General features: G+C 61.2%; 17 protein-coding genes and 2 pseudogenes. 7 read left to right on the forward strand and 12 right to left on the reverse strand.

Annotated features, from left to right (window positions below):
* The 6 genes and pseudogenes from BMG07_RS08120 to BMG07_RS08145 form a co-directional block, all read right to left on the reverse strand.
* A pseudogene (locus BMG07_RS08120) lies at window positions 1–512 on the reverse strand (SDR family NAD(P)-dependent oxidoreductase); the annotation flags it as partial.
* A 52-nt stretch (window positions 513–564) separates the two neighbouring features.
* The gene (locus BMG07_RS08125; protein ID WP_198084113.1) at window positions 565–1,494 is read right to left on the reverse strand and encodes a hydroxymethylglutaryl-CoA lyase; all 930 of its coding nucleotides are present in this window, start codon (window positions 1,492–1,494) and stop codon (window positions 565–567) included.
* Between the two features lie 16 nt (window positions 1,495–1,510).
* The gene (gene leuD / locus BMG07_RS08130; RefSeq protein WP_198084114.1) at window positions 1,511–2,131 is read right to left on the reverse strand and encodes a 3-isopropylmalate dehydratase small subunit; all 621 of its coding nucleotides are present in this window, start codon (window positions 2,129–2,131) and stop codon (window positions 1,511–1,513) included.
* Complete coding sequence (gene leuC / locus BMG07_RS08135; protein ID WP_198084115.1) at window positions 2,128–3,540, reverse strand: 3-isopropylmalate dehydratase large subunit; 1,413 nt, start codon at window positions 3,538–3,540, stop codon at window positions 2,128–2,130. The genes leuD and leuC overlap by 4 nt, the downstream gene beginning before the upstream one ends.
* A gap of 11 nt (window positions 3,541–3,551) precedes the next feature.
* Window positions 3,552–4,523 (reverse strand): tripartite tricarboxylate transporter substrate binding protein, encoded by a 972-nt coding sequence (locus BMG07_RS08140; protein ID WP_198084116.1) that lies wholly within the window; start codon window positions 4,521–4,523, stop codon window positions 3,552–3,554.
* Between the two features lie 49 nt (window positions 4,524–4,572).
* Window positions 4,573–5,775, reverse strand: a complete 1,203-nt coding sequence (locus BMG07_RS08145; RefSeq protein ID WP_198084117.1) for a CaiB/BaiF CoA-transferase family protein — start codon at window positions 5,773–5,775, stop codon at window positions 4,573–4,575.
* Window positions 5,776–5,829: 54 nt separating this feature from the next.
* On the opposite strand from BMG07_RS08145, the gene BMG07_RS08150 reads away from it, so the two are divergent.
* The 3 genes from BMG07_RS08150 to BMG07_RS08160 all read left to right on the forward strand — a co-directional run bounded on the left by BMG07_RS08150 (window position 5,830) and on the right by BMG07_RS08160 (window position 8,257).
* On the forward strand, window positions 5,830–6,534 hold the full coding sequence (locus BMG07_RS08150; RefSeq protein WP_198084118.1) for an IclR family transcriptional regulator: 705 nt from the start codon (window positions 5,830–5,832) through the stop codon (window positions 6,532–6,534).
* A 279-nt stretch (window positions 6,535–6,813) separates the two neighbouring features.
* Window positions 6,814–7,563, forward strand: coding sequence for a glutaredoxin domain-containing protein (locus BMG07_RS08155; protein ID WP_198084119.1), 750 nt, complete (start codon window positions 6,814–6,816; stop codon window positions 7,561–7,563).
* 388 nt (window positions 7,564–7,951) lie between these two features.
* Window positions 7,952–8,257 carry a hypothetical protein gene (locus BMG07_RS08160; protein ID WP_198084120.1) on the forward strand — a complete coding sequence of 102 codons (306 nt, stop codon included), beginning with the start codon at window positions 7,952–7,954 and terminating at the stop codon, window positions 8,255–8,257.
* Window positions 8,258–8,329: 72 nt separating this feature from the next.
* Here the strand turns inward: BMG07_RS08160 and BMG07_RS08165 are convergent, their stop codons facing one another.
* From BMG07_RS08165 to BMG07_RS08175, 3 genes are all read right to left on the reverse strand, one after another.
* Window positions 8,330–9,034 (reverse strand): glutathione S-transferase family protein, encoded by a 705-nt coding sequence (locus BMG07_RS08165; RefSeq protein ID WP_198084121.1) that lies wholly within the window; start codon window positions 9,032–9,034, stop codon window positions 8,330–8,332.
* Window positions 9,035–9,375: 341 nt separating this feature from the next.
* Window positions 9,376–10,350, reverse strand: a complete 975-nt coding sequence (locus tag BMG07_RS08170) for a tripartite tricarboxylate transporter substrate binding protein (RefSeq protein WP_198084122.1) — start codon at window positions 10,348–10,350, stop codon at window positions 9,376–9,378.
* A 25-nt stretch (window positions 10,351–10,375) separates the two neighbouring features.
* Window positions 10,376–11,404 (reverse strand): alpha/beta fold hydrolase, encoded by a 1,029-nt coding sequence (locus BMG07_RS08175; RefSeq protein ID WP_198084123.1) that lies wholly within the window; start codon window positions 11,402–11,404, stop codon window positions 10,376–10,378.
* A gap of 318 nt (window positions 11,405–11,722) precedes the next feature.
* Between BMG07_RS08175 and BMG07_RS08180 the strand changes: the two genes are divergently transcribed.
* Window positions 11,723–12,667: a LysR family transcriptional regulator gene (locus tag BMG07_RS08180; protein WP_198084124.1), complete on the forward strand. Its 945-nt coding sequence runs from the start codon at window positions 11,723–11,725 to the stop codon at window positions 12,665–12,667.
* A 31-nt stretch (window positions 12,668–12,698) separates the two neighbouring features.
* Here the strand turns inward: BMG07_RS08180 and denD are convergent, their stop codons facing one another.
* On the reverse strand, window positions 12,699–13,715 hold the full coding sequence (gene denD / locus BMG07_RS08185) for a D-erythronate dehydrogenase (RefSeq protein ID WP_198084125.1): 1,017 nt from the start codon (window positions 13,713–13,715) through the stop codon (window positions 12,699–12,701).
* 241 nt (window positions 13,716–13,956) lie between these two features.
* Between denD and BMG07_RS41755 the strand changes: the two are divergent.
* Window positions 13,957–14,237: pseudogene (locus tag BMG07_RS41755) on the forward strand (transposase); the annotation flags it as partial.
* A gap of 99 nt (window positions 14,238–14,336) precedes the next feature.
* Here the strand turns inward: BMG07_RS41755 and BMG07_RS08190 are convergent.
* Window positions 14,337–15,317: a tripartite tricarboxylate transporter substrate binding protein gene (locus tag BMG07_RS08190; RefSeq protein ID WP_198084126.1), complete on the reverse strand. Its 981-nt coding sequence runs from the start codon at window positions 15,315–15,317 to the stop codon at window positions 14,337–14,339.
* Between the two features lie 132 nt (window positions 15,318–15,449).
* Between BMG07_RS08190 and BMG07_RS08195 the strand changes: the two genes are divergently transcribed.
* Window positions 15,450–16,328 (forward strand): LysR substrate-binding domain-containing protein, encoded by an 879-nt coding sequence (locus tag BMG07_RS08195; RefSeq protein WP_198084127.1) that lies wholly within the window; start codon window positions 15,450–15,452, stop codon window positions 16,326–16,328.
* A gap of 146 nt (window positions 16,329–16,474) precedes the next feature.
* On the forward strand, window positions 16,475–17,413 hold the full coding sequence (trxB, locus tag BMG07_RS08200; RefSeq protein ID WP_198084128.1) for a thioredoxin-disulfide reductase: 939 nt from the start codon (window positions 16,475–16,477) through the stop codon (window positions 17,411–17,413).
* 138 nt (window positions 17,414–17,551) lie between these two features.
* On the opposite strand, the gene BMG07_RS08205 is transcribed toward trxB, so the two are convergent.
* On the reverse strand, window positions 17,552–17,905 hold the full coding sequence (locus BMG07_RS08205) for a DUF4148 domain-containing protein (RefSeq protein ID WP_198084129.1): 354 nt from the start codon (window positions 17,903–17,905) through the stop codon (window positions 17,552–17,554).
* Window positions 17,906–17,947 lie beyond the last annotated feature (42 nt).

A 17,947-nucleotide genomic window follows, 5' to 3' on the forward strand; every position in this document is an offset into this window, starting at 1 on the left:
CGGCAGCGTCATGCCGACCACGCCGCCCTTCGAGGCGGCATAGGCGGCCTGACCGATCTGGCCGTCGTAGGCCGCGACCGAGGCGGTCGAAATCAGCACGCCGCGCTCGCCCGTGGCTTCGGGCTCGTTCTTGCCCATGGCGTCGGCCGCCAGGCGGATCATGTTGAAGCTGCCGATCAGGTTGACCGTGACGGTCTTGCTGAACACGGCCAGCGCGTGCGGCCCGTTCTTACCCACGGTCTTCTCGGCCGGGGCAATGCCGGCGCAGTTGACCAGGCGACCAGCTTGCCCAGCTTGAGGGCGGCGGCCACCACGGCCTGGCCGTCGGCTTCCTGGCTCACGTCGCACTTGACGAACACGCCGCCGATGTCCTTGGCAACGGCTTCGCCCTTGTCAGCCTGCATGTCGGCGATGACCACCTTGCCGCCGTTGGCCGCCAGCATCCGCGCCGTGCCTTCGCCGAGGCCCGAAGCGCCACCGGTCACGATAAAAACCTTGCCGTTGATATTCATTTCGCTGCCCTGCTTTGGCGACCATGATGAAAGGGGAAAACCGTGCATCGGATCACCGAGCTTTGGCATCGGGTGATTGACGGGCGTCATGACGCCGCAGCCTCTTGCCCGCGCGCATCACCTGGCCTGGCAAGGCACGACCCAGCACTTCCTCCATCAACCATGCCGCGTGCACGAGCGAATCGAGGTCGATACCCGTGCTGTGGCCTTCCTCGTGCAGGTAATGCACAAGGTCTTCCGTGCAAACATTCCCTGTGGCGCCCGGTGCAAACGGGCACCCGCCGACGCCTGCGATCGACGATTCGTATTCTTGAATCTGCAGTTCAATGCCGGCGGCGACATTCAGCAGGCCGAGGCCCCGCGTGTTGTGGAAGTGGAGGGAGATTCTCACGTCAGGAACCGCGTCACGCACGCTTTCGCATACGGCCCGCACGATGCTGGGCGTGGCCATTCCCGTCGTGTCTGCCAAGGTCAGATGCCTTACCCCCGCACGAACGAACGCCCGGGCGACGCGAACGACAGAATCGACAGTGATGTTCCCTTCAAATGGGCAGCCGAAAGCAGTGGCTATGGCAGCGCGCAACTTGACGCCTTCCTGAGTTGCCAGTTCGGCGACCTCTTCGATGTTGGCAAGGGACTCGGCAACGCTGCGGTTGAGGTTCTTTCTATTGTGCGTCTCGCTGGCTGATACGAACGCGACCAGTTCGTCGGCGCCAGCGCGGATGGCGCCGTGTGCGCCCCTGACGTTGGGTGCGAGCACGCTCACCACGGAACGCTCCGGCCTCTGGATCTGCCTCAACACTTCCGCGGCATCCGACATCTGCGGAACCGCGGAAGGGGAGACGAACGAGGTCGCCTCAACAGAGCGTATGCCCGATGCGAAGATCGCATCGATGATCTGCACTTTCCTGGCGGTAGGAATGAAGGTCTTCTCGCTTTGCAGGCCGTCACGCGGTCCGACTTCAGTGATGGTGATATGCATGGTTTCTTTCGACGAGTCAGCTGTTCGAGCGCCAGATCCACGGACGCACCTGACGGTCCCTCTGCTGGAAGGCCGCGATGTCGTCCTTGTGCCGCTCCGCGACGGTGATGGAATCCAGCCCCTTGAGCAGGATCTCGCGTTGAGCCTCGTCAAGCACGAAAGCATTCACGGATCCGTCGGGCAGGATGATCCTGGATGCCTGGAGATCCACTGCCACTTCCTTGTTTTCATCGCGCTCGAGCATGTTCAGAAGACGGTCGACGACCTCCTCGTCCAATCTCACGGGAAGGACGCCATTTCGAATGCAGTTCTCATGAAAGATCGAGGCGAAGCTCGGCGCGACGATGCAGCGGATGCCGAAGTCGGCCAGCGCCCAGACCGCATGTTCGCGCGAGCTTCCGCACCCGAAATTCGATCGGGCGACAAGAATCGACGCCCTTCGGAACGGTGCGCGATTCAGCACGAAGTCTTGTATCTCCGATCCGTCCGGCGCAAACCGCCACCGATGAAACAGGTAGTCGCCCAAGCCCGATTTCTTCAGCGTGTAGACATGCTGAACCGCGATGATCGCGTCGGTGTCCACGTTGGCCTTGGGCATCGGCGCGGCGATGCCTTGCCATTGGGTAAATGGATTCATGACCGGCCTCCCGTGCGTCGAGCGTCGGTGATCACGCCGGCGATCGCTGCAGCAGCCGCCGTGGCAGGGCTTCCCAGGTGGGTGCGCGCGCGCGGCCCCTGGCGCCCTTCGAAGTTGCGGTTCGAGGTGGAGACGCAACGTGCACCAGGTGGAACGAAGTCATCGTTGACTGCGGCACACATCGAGCATCCCGGCTCTCGCCACTCGAAACCGGCGTCCAAAAAGACGCGGTGCAGGCCGTGCGCCTCTGCTTGGCGCTTGACCGTCATGGAGCCCGGCACCACCAATGCCCTCACATGATCGGCCACCTTGTGCCCACGTACGATTTCAGCCGCTGCCACCAGGTCCGACAGCCGGCTGTTCGTGCAAGAGCCGATGAAAACGGCGTCGACTTTCAGTCCGAGCAGGGATGCGCCTGCCTGCAGCCCCATGTAGGAGAGTGCGCGCTCGGCGGCGCTGCGTTGCTCGACCTGCGCGAACCGTGAAGGATCGGGCACGATCGCATCGATGGCCATGACCTGCTCCGGGCTGGTGCCCCAAGTGATCTGAGGAGCGGCAGCGCCCGCATCGAGTCGAATTTCCCTGTCGAACACCGCGTCGTCATCGGTGCTCAACATTCGCCAGGCCGATACCGCACGATCGAAAGCTTCGCCCTGGGGGGCGTACTCGCGTCCCCGGATGTAGTTGAACGCAATGTCGTCGGGCGCGATGAATGTCGTGCGAGCGCCAGCTTCCACGCCCATGTTGCACAGGGTGAAGCGTCCCTCCATTTGCATGGCGGAGATCGCTCGCCCCGCAAGTTCAAGGGCATAGCCGGTCGCGCCTGCCGTGCCGATTTCTCCGATCAGGTAAAGGATGAGGTCTTTTGGGGTCACGCCGGTACCCAACTCGCCATCGACCACGATACGCATCGTCTTCGGCTTGCGCACAGCCAGAGTCTGGGTCGCGAGTACCTGCTCCACGGCGGATGTACCGATGCCCCAGGCCCAGGCACCCAGCGCGCCGACGGTGCCCGTGTGGCTGTCACCGCACACCACCGTCATGCCCGGCAAGACGATGCCGAGTTCCGGCGCGATGACATGGGCGATCCCTTGTTGGGCATCTTGCACATCGAAGTGCCGGATCCCGTGGGCGCGCGTACTGGAGCGAAACGCGCGAATCAGCAACGCCCCTCCTTCCACAGTCTCGTCGCCGCGATTGCGCCGCGTCGAAACAAGGTGGTCTGTAGTCCCGAAAGTCAGTTCCGGGTTCCCCACACGCCGGCCCGCCTGCTGCAAGCCGTCAAAGGCTTGAGGGCTCGTGATCTCGTAAAGCAGATGGCGATCGATGTGGATCAAGGTTTCGCCGCCGGGCAGGTCGGCGATGCGATGCTGATCCCACAGCTTCTCGAAGAGGGTGCCGGCGGTCATGGCGGCGCCTCTCACTGGATGATCGCACCGGAGCGCGACACCAGCGCGCCATGCTTGGTGTATTCGCTCTTCATGAACGCCAGCAGCACGTCGGGCGCCATTGGCATCGGCACCGCTCCTTCCCCTGCGATCTGGCCCTTGAAGGAGTCGGACTGCACGATGGCGGTAATGCTCTCATTGAGCTTCTGAGTGATCTCCGGTGGCATGCCCTTGGGGCCGATGACGGCATACCAGGCTTCAAGAATGCAGCCCGGAAAGACCTCGTCAAGGGTCTTCACCTCGGGCATGGCGGGCGAGCGCTTCGCGCTCGAGACCCCGAGAAGCTTGAGCCGGCCCTGCTTCACGAGTCCCTCGACACTGGCATAAGAGAAGAACGCGACGTCAATGGTGCCGCTGACCAGGTCGGGGATGACGGGGGCCACGCCCTTGTACGGCACGTGGGTGAGTGTGAACTGCCCCTTTTCCTGCATGTACATGCCCATCAAATGCAGGATCGTGCCGTTGCCCGAAGATCCCAATGTCAGCTTGCCCGGACTCTTCAAGGCCAAAGCCTTGAGTTCGCTCACGTTGCTCGCCGGGAGGTCCGCTCGCGCGACCAGCACCATGGGCGTGGAGGCAACACCCGCGACGGGCGTCATGTCCTTCACAGCGTCGAAAGCGAACTTCCTGTACAGATGAGGAAACACGACGTAGTTGGAGCTGATCAGGCCGATGGTGCTGCCATCGGGCGCCGAGCGCAGCAAGTTTTCGCTGCCCATCAAACCTCCGGCTCCAGGAAGGTTCTCGACGAACACGGGTTGTTTCAGCGCCCTGCCCAAGTGGTCCCCAAGTCGCCGCGCCATTCCATCCGCTCCGGAGCCGGCAGAGTTTGGCGTGGTCAAGCGGATGGGTTTGCTCGGGTAGGTCTCGGTTGCGAAACCAAGCTGTGGAATGCACAGGAGCGCGGAAGTTGCAAGAAAACTGCGGCGGTTCAGTGGGCTCATGGTGTTGTCTCCTTTTTTGCTGTGGGGGGAACTGGATCGACCTTGTCTGCTAACGAGCTCCGGCAACGGCGTTCCGGCTGAACAAGTCATTCGCCTCCGCCTCGGTGAGGCCCCAGGCGCGAAGGTATTTGGCCGTCTGCGCACCCACGTCTTGCGGCTGCAGCCGAACCGCCGGGGAGTGGCCATCAATGCGGAAGGGCATCGCCGGTAAGCTGGCGCTCCGGTCGCCGACCGTCACCTCCAGAAGAGAACCATTGGCGCGCAGATGCTCATCGTCAAGCAGGTCCAAGGGAGTTCGGACCGGTCCGAAAGGAATCTCGGCTTTCTTGCAAAGGGCCTCCAGGGTTGCCATCGAGAGCTTTACGAACGTTTCGTTAAGGCGAGGAAGGAGCCAGGGCCGCTCGCGGGTCCTGCTCGTGTTGTCCGCCAGGCGTGGATCGTCCAGAAGCTCCTCGAGCCCGAATGCGATGCAGAACCGCTTCCACTGCGCGTCACTGGTGATGCCGATGAACATCTGGCCGTCGCCGCATTGGCAGAGGTCGTAGAGGCACCAGGCCTGCGTCCTCGCCGGCATGGGTACGACCGGCGTGTCGCCGAACTGCGCCATGGCCATGTGCTGCCCCACCAGAAACGCGGTGGTCTCATACAGAGCGCTCGTGATGAACGCTCCCCGGCCGGTTGTTTCGCGGGCACGCAAGGCCGCAGTGATACCGATGACCCCGAACATGCCTCCGGTCATGTCCACGATGGAGGCTCCCGCGCGGATCGGCTGGCCGGCCGGGCCCGTCATGTAGGCCAGCCCGCCCATCATCTGCACAACTTCGTCCAGCGCAGGCCTTGCCTGGTACGGGCCCGGAAGAAAGCCCTTGAGAGAACAGTAGACAAGCCGCGGATTGATGGCGCTCGCTTGCGCATACCCGTAGCCCAGGCGTTCCATCACTTCGGGTCCGAAGTTCTCGATGACGACGTCCGCCCACCGCAAGGCGCGCTCGAGCGCGGGCCGCGAGAGCGGATTCTTGAGATCGATCGCAACGCTTTCCTTGTTGCGGTTGAGATAGCCGAAGAAGCCCGACCCGAAGCCCTTGAGACTGCGCGTCGGATCGCCTTCCACACGCTCGATGCGCACGACCTCCGCGCCAAGATCCGCCAGGATCAGGCCGCATGTGGGAGCCATGACTGTGTGGCCGAAGTCCAGGACTTTCAGCCCGGCCAGCGGCAGTCGGGCGTTGTCGTTCTCGGTATTGTGTTTCATCTGATGATCCTATATGATCGCTTAGTGAAACAACTTTAACGTTGAAAGGGCTGTATGTCAAAAGAAGACTCCCCGGCAGGGACATCCGCGCTCCGCGTCAATGCGCTGGAGCGAGGGCTTCGCCTGTTGATGGCATTGCGCTATGACAAGGGCCAGAAGCTCAGCGAGGTGGCCCGTGCTACGGGTCTGGACAAGGCCACCGCATCCCGCCTGCTGCGCTCGCTGGCGCAGTACTCATTCGTGTTGAAGGATGGCGAGGAGCGCTATCGGCTGGGACCGGCCATCGCGGTGCTCGAGCGCACTGGCAACGCGACACAAGGCATCGCGGCCGTGGTCCAGCCGACCCTGAATCGCCTGGCGGCAAACACCGGAGAGACCGCGAGTTTTTTCGTGCCTCACGGCGACCTGCGTTTGTGCGTTGCAGTCGCCTTCGGCAATCAGGCCGTCAGCCACGTTCTGAAGGTCGGCGACACCCTGTCGACGGAACGAGGCGCCAGTGGTCGGGTCATGCGCCAGTTCGAAACTGGCAGGCCCACTGGTTCCCCGGACGTGTTGCAGACAAGCCTGGGCGAGCGAGATCCGGAACTCGCAGCCGTTGCATCGCCCGTCTTCGACACGCGCAACAGGTTGTTGGGAGCACTCTCGCTGTCAGGCACCTGCACGCGGTACTCATCGCCCAGCCACTTGAAGAGCCTGCAGGCGGCCGTCGCCGCGGCGACCCAGGAGATCGAAGCACTCTTCACCATGCCCGCTTTGTAGATTGGCATGCTGATGATGCCGTCTACCCCCGATCACCGGGTGGAACTGTCGGTTGCGCCGCTGGCGGTCTTCAACCATGAGGCGCTGCTGATCTTCCGCCGTTGGTGAGCTCACGCTTTCGGATCGGTGGTTCACTGTTTACGGCACCGGCTCGCTCGCGGTCGTTGCCTATCGCACTGCGATGGGATCGTCTTAACTGAAGCGGCCTTATCGAAGTTGAATAGCGACTGCGTCACTGCCGTTCTAAAGTTTGCCATTCACAAACGAACGGAGTCGATCATGGAAGAAGTCAAGGTTTTCTGGGCCCCTGGATGCTCTAGCTGCGTCAGGGTCAAGGAGTTCCTTGCGGACAAGGAAGTCAGCTACACCTCGGTGAATGTGGCCGCAGATCCCGCAGCAATGAAGTTTCTCGCGACATTGGGTGTTCGAACAATCCCCGTCGTCGTGCGCGGCAAAGATTATGTGTTTGCCCAGTCGCTTGACGACGTCGCAAAGTTTGTCGGCGTGGGACACAGGGCGGAACGCTTGCCGCCTGCGGAACTCGTCGACCGGTGGATGTCGATCCTGGACATTGCAACGGACACCATCGCTCGTGTGCCCGAGTCACGCTTGGACGAGAGGCCGGCCGCCCGGCCACGCTCCATCCGGGACATCGCGAACCACATCTTTCAGGTACCGGATGCTTTCTTGCAGACTGTGGTTAACGGCATTGAGGACTGGTCGGTGGTGACGACGGAAAGCGCGCCACCTGGTACCGACCTCCCGGCAATTCTTGCGTACGCCGAAAGGCAGAAGAAGGAACTGGCTGACTGGTGGCGCGAACTTGACGATCGCAGTTGCACCCGAGAACTGAAGATGTTTTACGGCGTTCATCCGATCCACGTATTCCTCGAGCGGTCGGTTTGGCATTCGGCGCAACACACCCGTCAGATTATTTCGTGGGCGGAGTCGGACGGCATTGCTCTGGGCAGGCGCCTGACGAGTGACGTTCTCGACGGGCTTCCCCTGCCCAGAGGGCTTTGGGAATAATCACAATAGACTGCTGCCATTCTCATTGCCGACCGTGGGTAATGAGAGCGGCCCAGGTGAGGCTCGAGCAAGCGGACGCAGGATCAGAGCTCCTGGATGATGACCGTGTCTGCGTAGTTCGGGCAAACCGGCACATCACAGTCAGCGAACGCTCCACCTTCACGGCCTTGAGCGGGGCCGTCGTGCACCGTCAGCTTGATGCGTGTATGCCGTGCGCTGGCATACCAGATGCCCGTAACACGGCTGCGCGGCGCCGAAAACCCTCAGCACGTTTGCCAACAGCCGTTTGGTGCCGGCGCGAATTTCCATGGTAAGCAGCCAGCCGCCTCACCTTGGGTGGAACCGGTGGCCAAGCGATGCTGTCCAGTTAACTTCTAACTGGACGTTTATGGACGTGAACCCCAATTCGCGGCGCAGGCACAGCGCTGAATTCAAGGCAAAAGTTGTGGCCGCGTGCGCGCAGCCTGGTGCAAAGTTGCGGCGCGGGCGCTTCCAAGACTATCGGAACGTTGTTGCAAGAATCAGTGCCAGCGTTTGTTGCGCTGTCGCTGCCTTCATCGCCGACACCCCCAACATCGGCGCCAGTGATCCCTGCCGAGGGACCGGCCTGATCGAGCACACCGCGTCGCTCGGTTCGTCGCAAGCGCCGACCGACGCCGTGCACAACCCTGCGGGGCTGACAAATCAGGCTTGAGAATCAAGCGAATAACCGTCCGTTGAAACGGGGCAAGTCCATCACCCAGCTCAGGAACCAGCCTTGTTGAAATCATCGAGCGTGGCCCTGGGCGATGGCTTGCGCGGCCTCAGTTGCCAAGAGGGGCGAGGGAACTGTAGAAATTCCTTGCGAAGCGGCAGCCTCCTCTTGTACGACCATTGCATGCTGGTAAGCAGTGCGCTGCTGGAGTCGCTTCCAATAGGCAGTCACCGATGATGTGAAGCTCTCGGAAAGGTCGAGGTAATCGCCCAGCATCAACGCATACCCGACCGACACATCAGCAGCGGTAAATCGGTCTGCGCAGAGAAATTCATGCGACGACAGGTGGGACTCGAGAATTCGCAGTCTCGCGAGGAACCACTTTGCATAGTCGTCCGCCACACCCGGCTGGCGCCGATGCTCTGGTTCGAACCGCGCGTAACGCAGAACCAAAGTCTGGGGAAACGTGAGCGTTGCTTCACCGAAGTGAAGAAAGTTCAAAAAAGCGCCAAAGTCGTGCGCGTCTGAAAGTACCTGCAGGGTATTCGGCGCGCTCGACGCACAAAGGTACTGGCAGATGGCTGCCGATTCTGTCATCCGCGTAGTGCCATCGACCAGAAGGGGAACTGTTCCCAAGGGATTCATCTTCAAGTACGACCGCGCCATCACGCGCGGCGGGAACGGCAACATTTTCAACTCGTATGGCAAGCCCAATTCTTCCAACATCCAGAGCGGACGGAACGAGCGGGCACTCATGCAATGGTAGAGCGTGATCATGTGAAACTTCTCACGACAGATGTCAGGTAAACCGCGAGCGGCAACATCTCAGCCCAGGGCGCTTGACCCTCCTCAGGCGGCCCCCGTCGCGGATGCAAAAGTGCAAGCAATAACGGAATCGGCGCGCAGAGCGATGAGTGCGTTCAAGGCACCGGGTGGCTGTTGGCAGCAAAGAGATGGTGCCCAATTGGTCGCTGTTCTGCTTGAGCCATAGAACACCCATGGCCGCGCTTGACCCTGGATCGCCGCAGTGGCACGCCTGTGACTCGCGGATCGTCAACGTCAGGTTCCGAATCATCGAGCAGGCATCGACGACTGCCAGCTGCAGGCAAACCGTCCTCTCAGTCGAGACTGACACCAGCCCGCAGAATCCAACTCTTCCAGAATTCGATGTCGCTTCGAACCGTCTTTGTGTACTCCGTAGGCGAGCTGTACTTCGGCGTGAAATACGCTTTCTCCAAGTTGGTGCGGAATTCCGGTGTCTTCAGGCATTCCTCCGTCCACTTGGCCAATGCACTATGTATTTCTGGAGGGGAGCCAGCCTTGGTCGTGATTCCAATCCAGGCGCTCTTGACAAACGAGGGGTCGGCCAATGCCTCAACAGCAGACGGAGTATTGGGAAACTTCGCCAGCCTCGCCTCGGAGAACGACATGATCGGGACGAGTTTGCCCGACTCGACATAAGAGGCGGCCGACCCCGTCAAGAGGATCATCACGGGAGCCTGTTGTCCGAGCAAATACGCAATGCCCGCAGCCTCGCCGACCACCGGCACCATGGTGGACTTGATGCCCAACTTGGCTGCAAGGGCCTCGCTCAGCAGATGCGCGGGCGAGGCTCGCGCGGGAATGATGAAGTCGATGTTGCTGCGGGATTGTGCGTAGGCCCTCAGATCTGCCACGCTCTTGATCCCCGATTCCGGAGTTGCCACCAGTACGAGATCGGTGACCCCGAACATGGCGGCACCTTCGAACTCCTGTTCAGGGTCGTACGGCATTTTCTTGTACGTGTATGGGGTGATGGTCGTCTGAGACATCCCGGCGAGCATGATGGTGTAGCCGTCGGCAGGAGCGTGTCGGAAGACGTTGGCGGCGACTACCCCGTTTCCACCAGGCTTGTTCAGCAATACAAACTGCTCACCGGCGCGCTTCGGATCCGAAACGCAATTCATCCAGGCTCGGGCGGCGACGTCGACCCCGGCACCTGCGGCAATGGGACTGATCAGGGTCACCGGTCGCGAGGGATACTTCTCGGCTGACGCCGCGAGGGAGGCGCACGCGAGGACGGCGACGACGATCGAACGCAAAAAAGGATTCATGATGGGCTTTCTCTTGAAAAGATCGTTACTGCAGATCGGCCCGGGACTCTGAGCCGTCAATGAAGTCTTTGAGCACACCGCGCCACTTCTGCCAGTCGAGACCGCTGGCGAGGTGGCCGTAAGCGCTGTCCAGGACATGGAACTTCGCCCGGACATTGCTTGCCTGCAACTGCGCCACCATCTCGGGCCCGGAACTGGCGGGAAAGAGCACATCGGTGGTGCTCAGAACCAGTAGCACGGAAGCCTGAATGCGGTTGAGGCAAGGACGCACGTCAAATGCGTCCATCGCCCGCCTGAGCACAAGCAATGCGCACGGATCGAACTCGCAGGCCCATGCGCGGGCCTGCGCTTGCAACTGCGCGTCGATCTCGCTGTCGGTCATCCCGTTCTTCTCGAGCCAGGCGCCCATACCGTAGCGTCGCAGCGTGTCCGCACGGATTCGCGCCAGCAGCGGCGCCATCGCCCCTGCCGCGGGGTGGCCGCCGTTCCACGCACCGTCGGTCGCCAGCGTGGCCTCGAGCGCCGCCGCGCCCCGGGCGGTACAGAACGCAGACAAGATCACCCCCACCCGCTCGACGACATCCGGGTATTGCACTGCCCACTGCCAGGCCTGAAAGCCGCCCATCGATACACCCACAACAGCCCGCAGCCGGGTGACACCCATCGATTGCAACAATGCGTGCTGAAGCGCGGCAATGTCCGAGAACCCGATCTCCGGGAAGTCGCATCCGAAGCGCCCGCCCGTCGCGACATCGATGTCGGCGGCGCCGGTGGTGCCGTAGCTGGATCCCAGTGCGTTCGAGGAGACCACGAAGTACCGATTCGTGTCGATGGCCTTTCCCGGGCCGATCAATTCAGCCCAAGATCCTTCGGCTGCGACAGAGTCCGGCAGGATGAAGCGATGGCTGCTGGTAAAGCCGTGCGCGACCAGCACAACATTGTCACGCTGGTCGTTCAACTCGCCAAGCGTGACGTACGCAATTCTCGCTGGCAGTGTCCGGCCCGAGGCGAGTTGGAAGTCAGGAAATTCGTGGTATTGCGTGGAGTTGTACAAGAGCTTCTACCGATTCAAGAACTGGCAGCCACGATAGTTTTGAGCCAGCCTCGACGGCATCGGGTTAACGCGGCAAACCGATACTGTTTTCATATGTCGCTATCCCCATCCCAGATACTCCTCCTGCCGAATAGATGTAGATCCGTCGACCACCGCCATGAGTGCTCCTCGCTATACGGCACCCTCGTGCTTGGTGTCCTAAAATTTGGATGAGGCCAGCGCCTTGCCCTCGGTGCGCAGGCGGTTGAGTCTCAAAGCGCCCGGCGCTTCTGGGCCACCGGCCTGCAGCGCAGCTGTTCAAGTGTTGAGGAGAGCGTCTTGGAGCTGAAGCAACTGCGCTACTTTGTGCGGATCGTGGAGATGGGAAGCCTTTCCAAGGCAGCGATCGTCGTGGGCGTCGCCCAGTCAGCGCTTAGCAATCACATTGCGTCGCTGGAAGAAGAGCTGGCCGTGGCTCTGCTGGATCGCACGGGTCGAGGAGTCAAGCCGACAGAAGAAGGCTCACGCCTTTACCGCCATGCGCAGGAGCTCCTGCAATGTGCCGATGACACCAAAGCGCGGGTCAAGGAGTCGTCTTTCGAGTTGACGGGTGTTGTCTCCATCGGGATGCCGCTCAGCCTCACGACGAGCCTCGCGCTTCCGATCGTTTCTGCCGTGCGCGCGCGCTACCCGCGGATAAGGCTGCAAGTTCATGAGGAAACTGCAGACACTGTTTTCAGCTGGATGCACACGGGCAGACTCAACGCCGGCATCATCTTCGACGACACCAGCATGGAAGGATTGGCCACCACGCCTCTTTTTGAGGAGTGCCTTTTCCTCGTGGTTCATCGAGGTTCAAAAATTGCCGGGCGCGAATCAATCGACCTGGCCGAGCTCGCGGACATCCCGCTGCTCACGGCGACTGCGGGAAAGGGCGTGCGCACGTATCTGGAACGTTCACTCGCAAAGTTGGGGCTATCTCTCTGCCCGCCCTGTGCTGAGCTGAATTCAATCGCGCTGCAGAAGCAGGCCGCCGCTGCCGGCATCGCGCCGACCGTCTTGGGATGGGGAGCGATCAGCGCGGAGGTCGAGCAAGGACTACTTACAGCAGTCGAGATTGTCAATCCCTCGGTGCGGCGGACAGCATTGCTTTGCGCACAACCCGCGCTACCACGCACAAAGTCGACGGAACGCGTACTGTCGATGATGGAGCACGTGATACTTCAGCACATTCGAAGCAACGAATGGCGAGGTGTGAAGGCAATCGCACCGCCGCCCGACTGAAGCGGCGTCGCCGCCCACGGGGCCGTTTCGGCTATGTCGAGACTTGAAGCTTCACTGCGTCCGGATTCTCCAGGATGTAGTCGCGGATGACAGCATCGAAGCTCTCGTCCGCCCTCAGCCCCAAAGCGTTTGCGCGTGTGGTCTTGAATCGGCCCGGCCACGTCTTGACGATGCGCCGAATCGCAGCGTCAGGCGTGCGGTCGAGCAGGTCAGTTGCTGCGGATCCCGCAATTCTTCCAAGAGCGACTGCCATTTCCCCAACCGTCGTTGCAAGGGAAGGAAGGTTCAGCGCAGTGCGTGGCCCCCAATCGGAGTCGCTGGCCAGCGCAGCCTGAAGGATGCCTTCAATGGTTCGCGACGGTGAGGCGATTGCCACGGGCGTCTCGTCAGGCACCGGACAAGCCGCGGAAATGCCCGCCAACGGTTCGCGGATCATGCCGCTGAAGAACCCGGATGCCGCACCGTTGGGCTTTCCCGGCCGTACGCTCACCGTCATGACCCGGACACTGCGACCGCGTACGAAACCCTTGCGCGTGTAATCGGCCACGAGTTGTTCGCCAATGTATTTCTGGATACCGTAGCTTGTTTGCGGAGTCGGTGTGGTCGTGTCGTCAATCATCGTCGGCAATGGCTGCTCGGGAGAATGGCCGAACACCGCCAGTGAACTCGAGAAAACCAGCACGGGCCTTGTCTCCGATGCGCGTACGCGCTCGAGGAGTGCGTGCGTGGCCGCGAAGTTGCTACGCATCCCGAGGTCAAAATCTTGCTCGCACTCGCCACTCACCGCAGCCGCGAGATGAAAGATGGCATCTGCCTCGCCCCATGCCCGGACCTCCGGTTGGGCAAGTTGCTCGACGAGGTCGCCGACAACCGTAGCGACGCGCACATCGGCGGTGAGATCAGCGGGTGGGGCCACTTGGTCCATCAACACAATTTGACGAATGGGGCACGTGGGGGCCCCGGCAAGGGCGAAGGTACCTGCTCGCAATAATGTTCGTGCGAGGCGCGCCCCTAAAAAGCCCGCGCCGCCGGTGATGACAATGTTCATGCTCTTCCTATCTCTCCGGGTGTCTGATCTGCGATAGATCCATCTTCACCCTTAGTTCAAACCACAGGCACTGGGATAACGCGGAAAACCGATACCGTTTTCTGAATCCGCTATCCCAATTGGAGATCGCTGTCCGCCGGATGCAGGCACCCGTGAACTCAACGCCCGGGTATGGACACGGGAGGCACCCGAGACCGTAGAGCACGCGCGTCCACATTTCGAAAAGAGCTGAGCGCCATGTGACACGCGCGACTTCATGCAGGTGTGCCGCGAGCGGTGCGTCACACCACACGCGGCCAGACACGCGACGCGCTGGGGTGGCAGTGCGGTTGACGCGAGGACGACTCGACACCCTGGCTGCGCGGTAAGCGCAGACAAAATCGCAAGCACATTGAAGAGCACTTCGGCTGAGGCAAAACGGTCGGCCGCGTCCGCCAGAGGCTCTACCGTGGGCTCCAGCGTGTGGACCAACAGTTCAAGTTGACGAGGACTGCGAGCAACGTCTTGCGAATGGCTCGAATCTTTCAGTTCATGGCCGCAAACAATGGCGCGACGATGCGGGTCGGTTCAGCAACCCACTCGGCGAATGTTCAGCGCCGCCATTCGCCTTGGAACCGTGGGTCAATCCAGCTGCAAGCCGATAGCTTTGACGAGATCTCGATTCACGACGGCGTCATGAGCAATCGCCGCCTTGAATGCCACTCGTCCCTTCGGCGCCGCGATGATGCCTTGCTTGTACAGTCTCGCGCGCGCTTCCTCGGTCATGTTCATCGCGAGCAATTGTTTTTCAAGAGCCGCGATCTCGGCTTCCGGCATCCCGACTCTACCAAGCAATCCGATCCAGCCAATATACTCGTAGCCCGGCAAGCCAGATTCCTCTACTGTCGGAACTGTCGGCAAATCGGGCCAGCGTTCCTTGGTAGTCACCGCCAATCCGATGAGTTGTCCGCTGACTACGAAGGGTTGAGCCGCCAAGGTGGAAAGGAAGCCGACCGGTACTTGGCCGCCCACCAGATCAGACGCGAGCGGCCCAGAGCCCTTGTATGGAATGTGCTGCATGGAGATCTTGGCACGATCCTTCAGCAGTTCGGCCGCGAGATGCGCTGGATGGCCATTGCCGCCTGTGCCAAACGAGATTGAGCCCGGCTTCGCACGTGCCGCATCCAGCAAGTCGGCCAATGTCCTGAACTTGGTCGAAGGATGCGCAACGATGACGAACCCCGAGACGCCGATCTGCGCGATTGGCTCAAAGTCGCTGAGGGCATATCCCGGCCTTTGGTACATGGCCAGATTGATTGTGTGATTGTTCGCGGTTAGCAGCAGGGTAGCGCCATCGGGCTCGGCCTTCGCCACAAAAGCCGACGCGATGTTGCCGCCCGCACCTGGACGGTTGTCGACAATCACAGCCCTGCCTTGCAGCGCTGCTGGCAGCTTCTCGGCCAGCAGCCTGGCAGTTACGTCAACGGCGCCACCAGGCGGAAAGGGGACGACGAGGCGCAAAGGCTTCACGCTTTGCGAGAAAGCGGGCAGGACGCACAATCCCAAGGCTGCAGTTGCAGCGCCTAGCAGCGTACGTCGGCGAATCACGGGAGCTTGTCTCATGGAGGAGCCTTGTAGTAGTGATGGGTACCAAAGGAAGTATCCCGATCCCAAGGAGGCCCGCTATTCAATCGAAAGATTCGGGCATCGAAACCGAAGATGGCGCGCCGCGTCTTCCGAGCCAATGAGTGCTATATGGACCTTCGCCAGCTGAAATATTTCGTCAAGATCGTCGAGCAACGCAGCATGTCGCGAGCGTCGGTGGAACTCAGTGTTGCTCAGTCGGCCCTGAGCTTGCAGATCTCGAGCCTGGAAACCCGCCTTCATCAAAAGCTGTTGACCCGCCGCTCGACAGGTGTGACTCCGACAGAGGCCGGCAAGACACTCTACAAGCACGCGGTCGCCATACTGCGGCAGGTGGAGCGTGCCGCGCAGGATGTGGAACGCTCGGCCGCCGAGGTGGGCGGCCCCGCTTCGCTGGGCTTGCCGGTGGTCGTGCAAGACCTCCTTGCGATCGACCTCCTGGTGGCGGCGCGGGCGCGGCTGCCGCAGGTCAGGCTCCATCTGGCCGAGGGCATGAGCTACCTGTTGAAAGAGATGGTCCTGCAGGGACGGCTCGACATGACCGTCACCTACCAATTCGAGCCATCGCCCGGCATCGTGGAGCAGCCTTTGTTCAACGAGATGATCTATCTCGTGTCTCCCGCCGAGTCGGGAATCCGGCCGCGCCATGAAGGGATGTCGATCGCCGAGGTTGCGACGTTGCCGCTGTTTCTTTCGAGCCGCCAGACGGGCATGAGACGAATCGTGCAAGCCGGGCTGGCCGCGCATGGAATCAACATCGAGCCGCTTGCGGAAGTCGACTCCCTCCGAACCTTGGTCGACGCCGTAGAAACCGGCAACGCCCACACGATTCTCCCCGCGTCCGCACTGCAGAAGCACCTCAAGAGCCGGACCGACCGCTCGCCGGTGATCAATTCGCTGGACATTTCGAGAAACGTGGTGTTGTGCACCTCAGAGCACCTCCCGCTCGGATCGACGCTACCGCCGTCTACGATTTATTGGACAACTTGATTCGCGAGGCATTAGAGGATCGGAGGTGGGTTGGCATCCGTCCCGTCTCGGACGCGCCATCGACTTGAGCGAAGGTCCTGTCTGCACATTGAATAGCGTTGCTGCGATGTGCCCCCTAGAGTGAGGCCTTCATTTGTGACTTCCTCATGCTCAAGCATTCCAAACTGATCATTCTGGGTTCAGGCCCTGCCGGTTGCACCGCCGCCATCTACGCAGCGCGAGCAAATCTTGCCCCCATGCTCATCACCGGCAATGTACAGGGCGGCCAGCTTACGACGACCACCGACGTGGAAAACTGGCCGGCCGATGTCCAAGGCGTCATGGGGGCGCAGCTGATGGATCGGTTTTTGCAACACGCGGAGCGCTTCAATACACGCGTGGTGGTCGACCACGTCCGCGATGTGAATCTGCAAAGTCGACCATTCGTCCTCAAGGGAGACAGCGACTCCTACTCTTGCGATGCCCTGATCATCGCCACCGGCGCGTCGGCCAAGTACTTGGGGCTTCCCTCGGAGGAAGCGTTTCGCGGCCGGGGTGTCTCAGGGTGCGCGACCTGCGACGGATTCTTCTACGTGGATCAGGATGTCTGTGTTGTGGGCGGTGGAAACAGCGCAGTGGAAGAGGCCCTCTACATGTCTAACATCGCGAGGAAGGTCACCTTGATTCACAGGCGCGAGAAGTTCCGGGCCGAGCCGATTCTCCTGGACCGGCTGCACAAGAAGATCGAAGAGGGCAAGATCGAGCTGAAGCTGAGCTGCGTGGTCGAAGAGGTGCTGGGTGACGAAGCAGGCGTCAAGGGTGTACGGCTTCACGACCGGGTGGGGGCATGCAGTGAGCTGGAGGTAAATGGCTGTTTCATTGCGATAGGGCATCAACCCAATACGATTCTTTTCGAAGGGCAGCTGTCAATGGCGGATGGCTACATCAGGACGCGGTCTGGCCTTGATGGGTATGCCACCATGACCAGTGTCCCCGGTGTGTTCGCGGCAGGGGACGTTCAGGACCACGTCTATCGGCAGGCGGTCACCAGTGCGGGAAGCGGCTGCATGGCCGCCTTGGATGCACAGAGATTCCTGGACTCTTGAGGACGCCGCGGCATTGAGCAGGAATAGGGCCCGACGTGCACCAGCTCGGCTGCCATGCGGCAAGGTCGGGAACGGCGGTCATTGGCTACCGAGGAATCCTGTCGGAGCCAGAGCAGGCGACAGATTGGCCCCTTCTACTCAATCGGCCTTGGTGCGCCGGTCGGCCGGGTGCGGCATCGTCGAGATGACCTTGCTGTTCACACGGGAACCAGAGCCTACATTCTGGTCGGGCGCCCAGGCAGCGCGGATGGCCTCGGCTTCGACGAGGGAGCGCTCCTTCGAAACCGCTATGGTCTCGGGGCCGCGAGACCCGCGAACCACGTTCTGGTCTGGTGCCGCAGCGGTGCGCATGGCTTCGACATTCACCTCTTCGCGTGTCCTGGTGGAAAGGGCACCGTGAACACCGTCGTACGCTTCTGCGTGAGCGCCAGAAGAGAGCGGCAAGGTCAGGACAGGGATGGAAGCAATCGTCACGGCTTTGGCGAGATTCATTGAAACTCCAGAGAAAAGGTTTGGGCAAGACGCCTGCGGGCC

The organism is Variovorax sp. E3 (assembly GCF_016082275.1).
Classification (GTDB): domain Bacteria; phylum Pseudomonadota; class Gammaproteobacteria; order Burkholderiales; family Burkholderiaceae_C; genus Variovorax.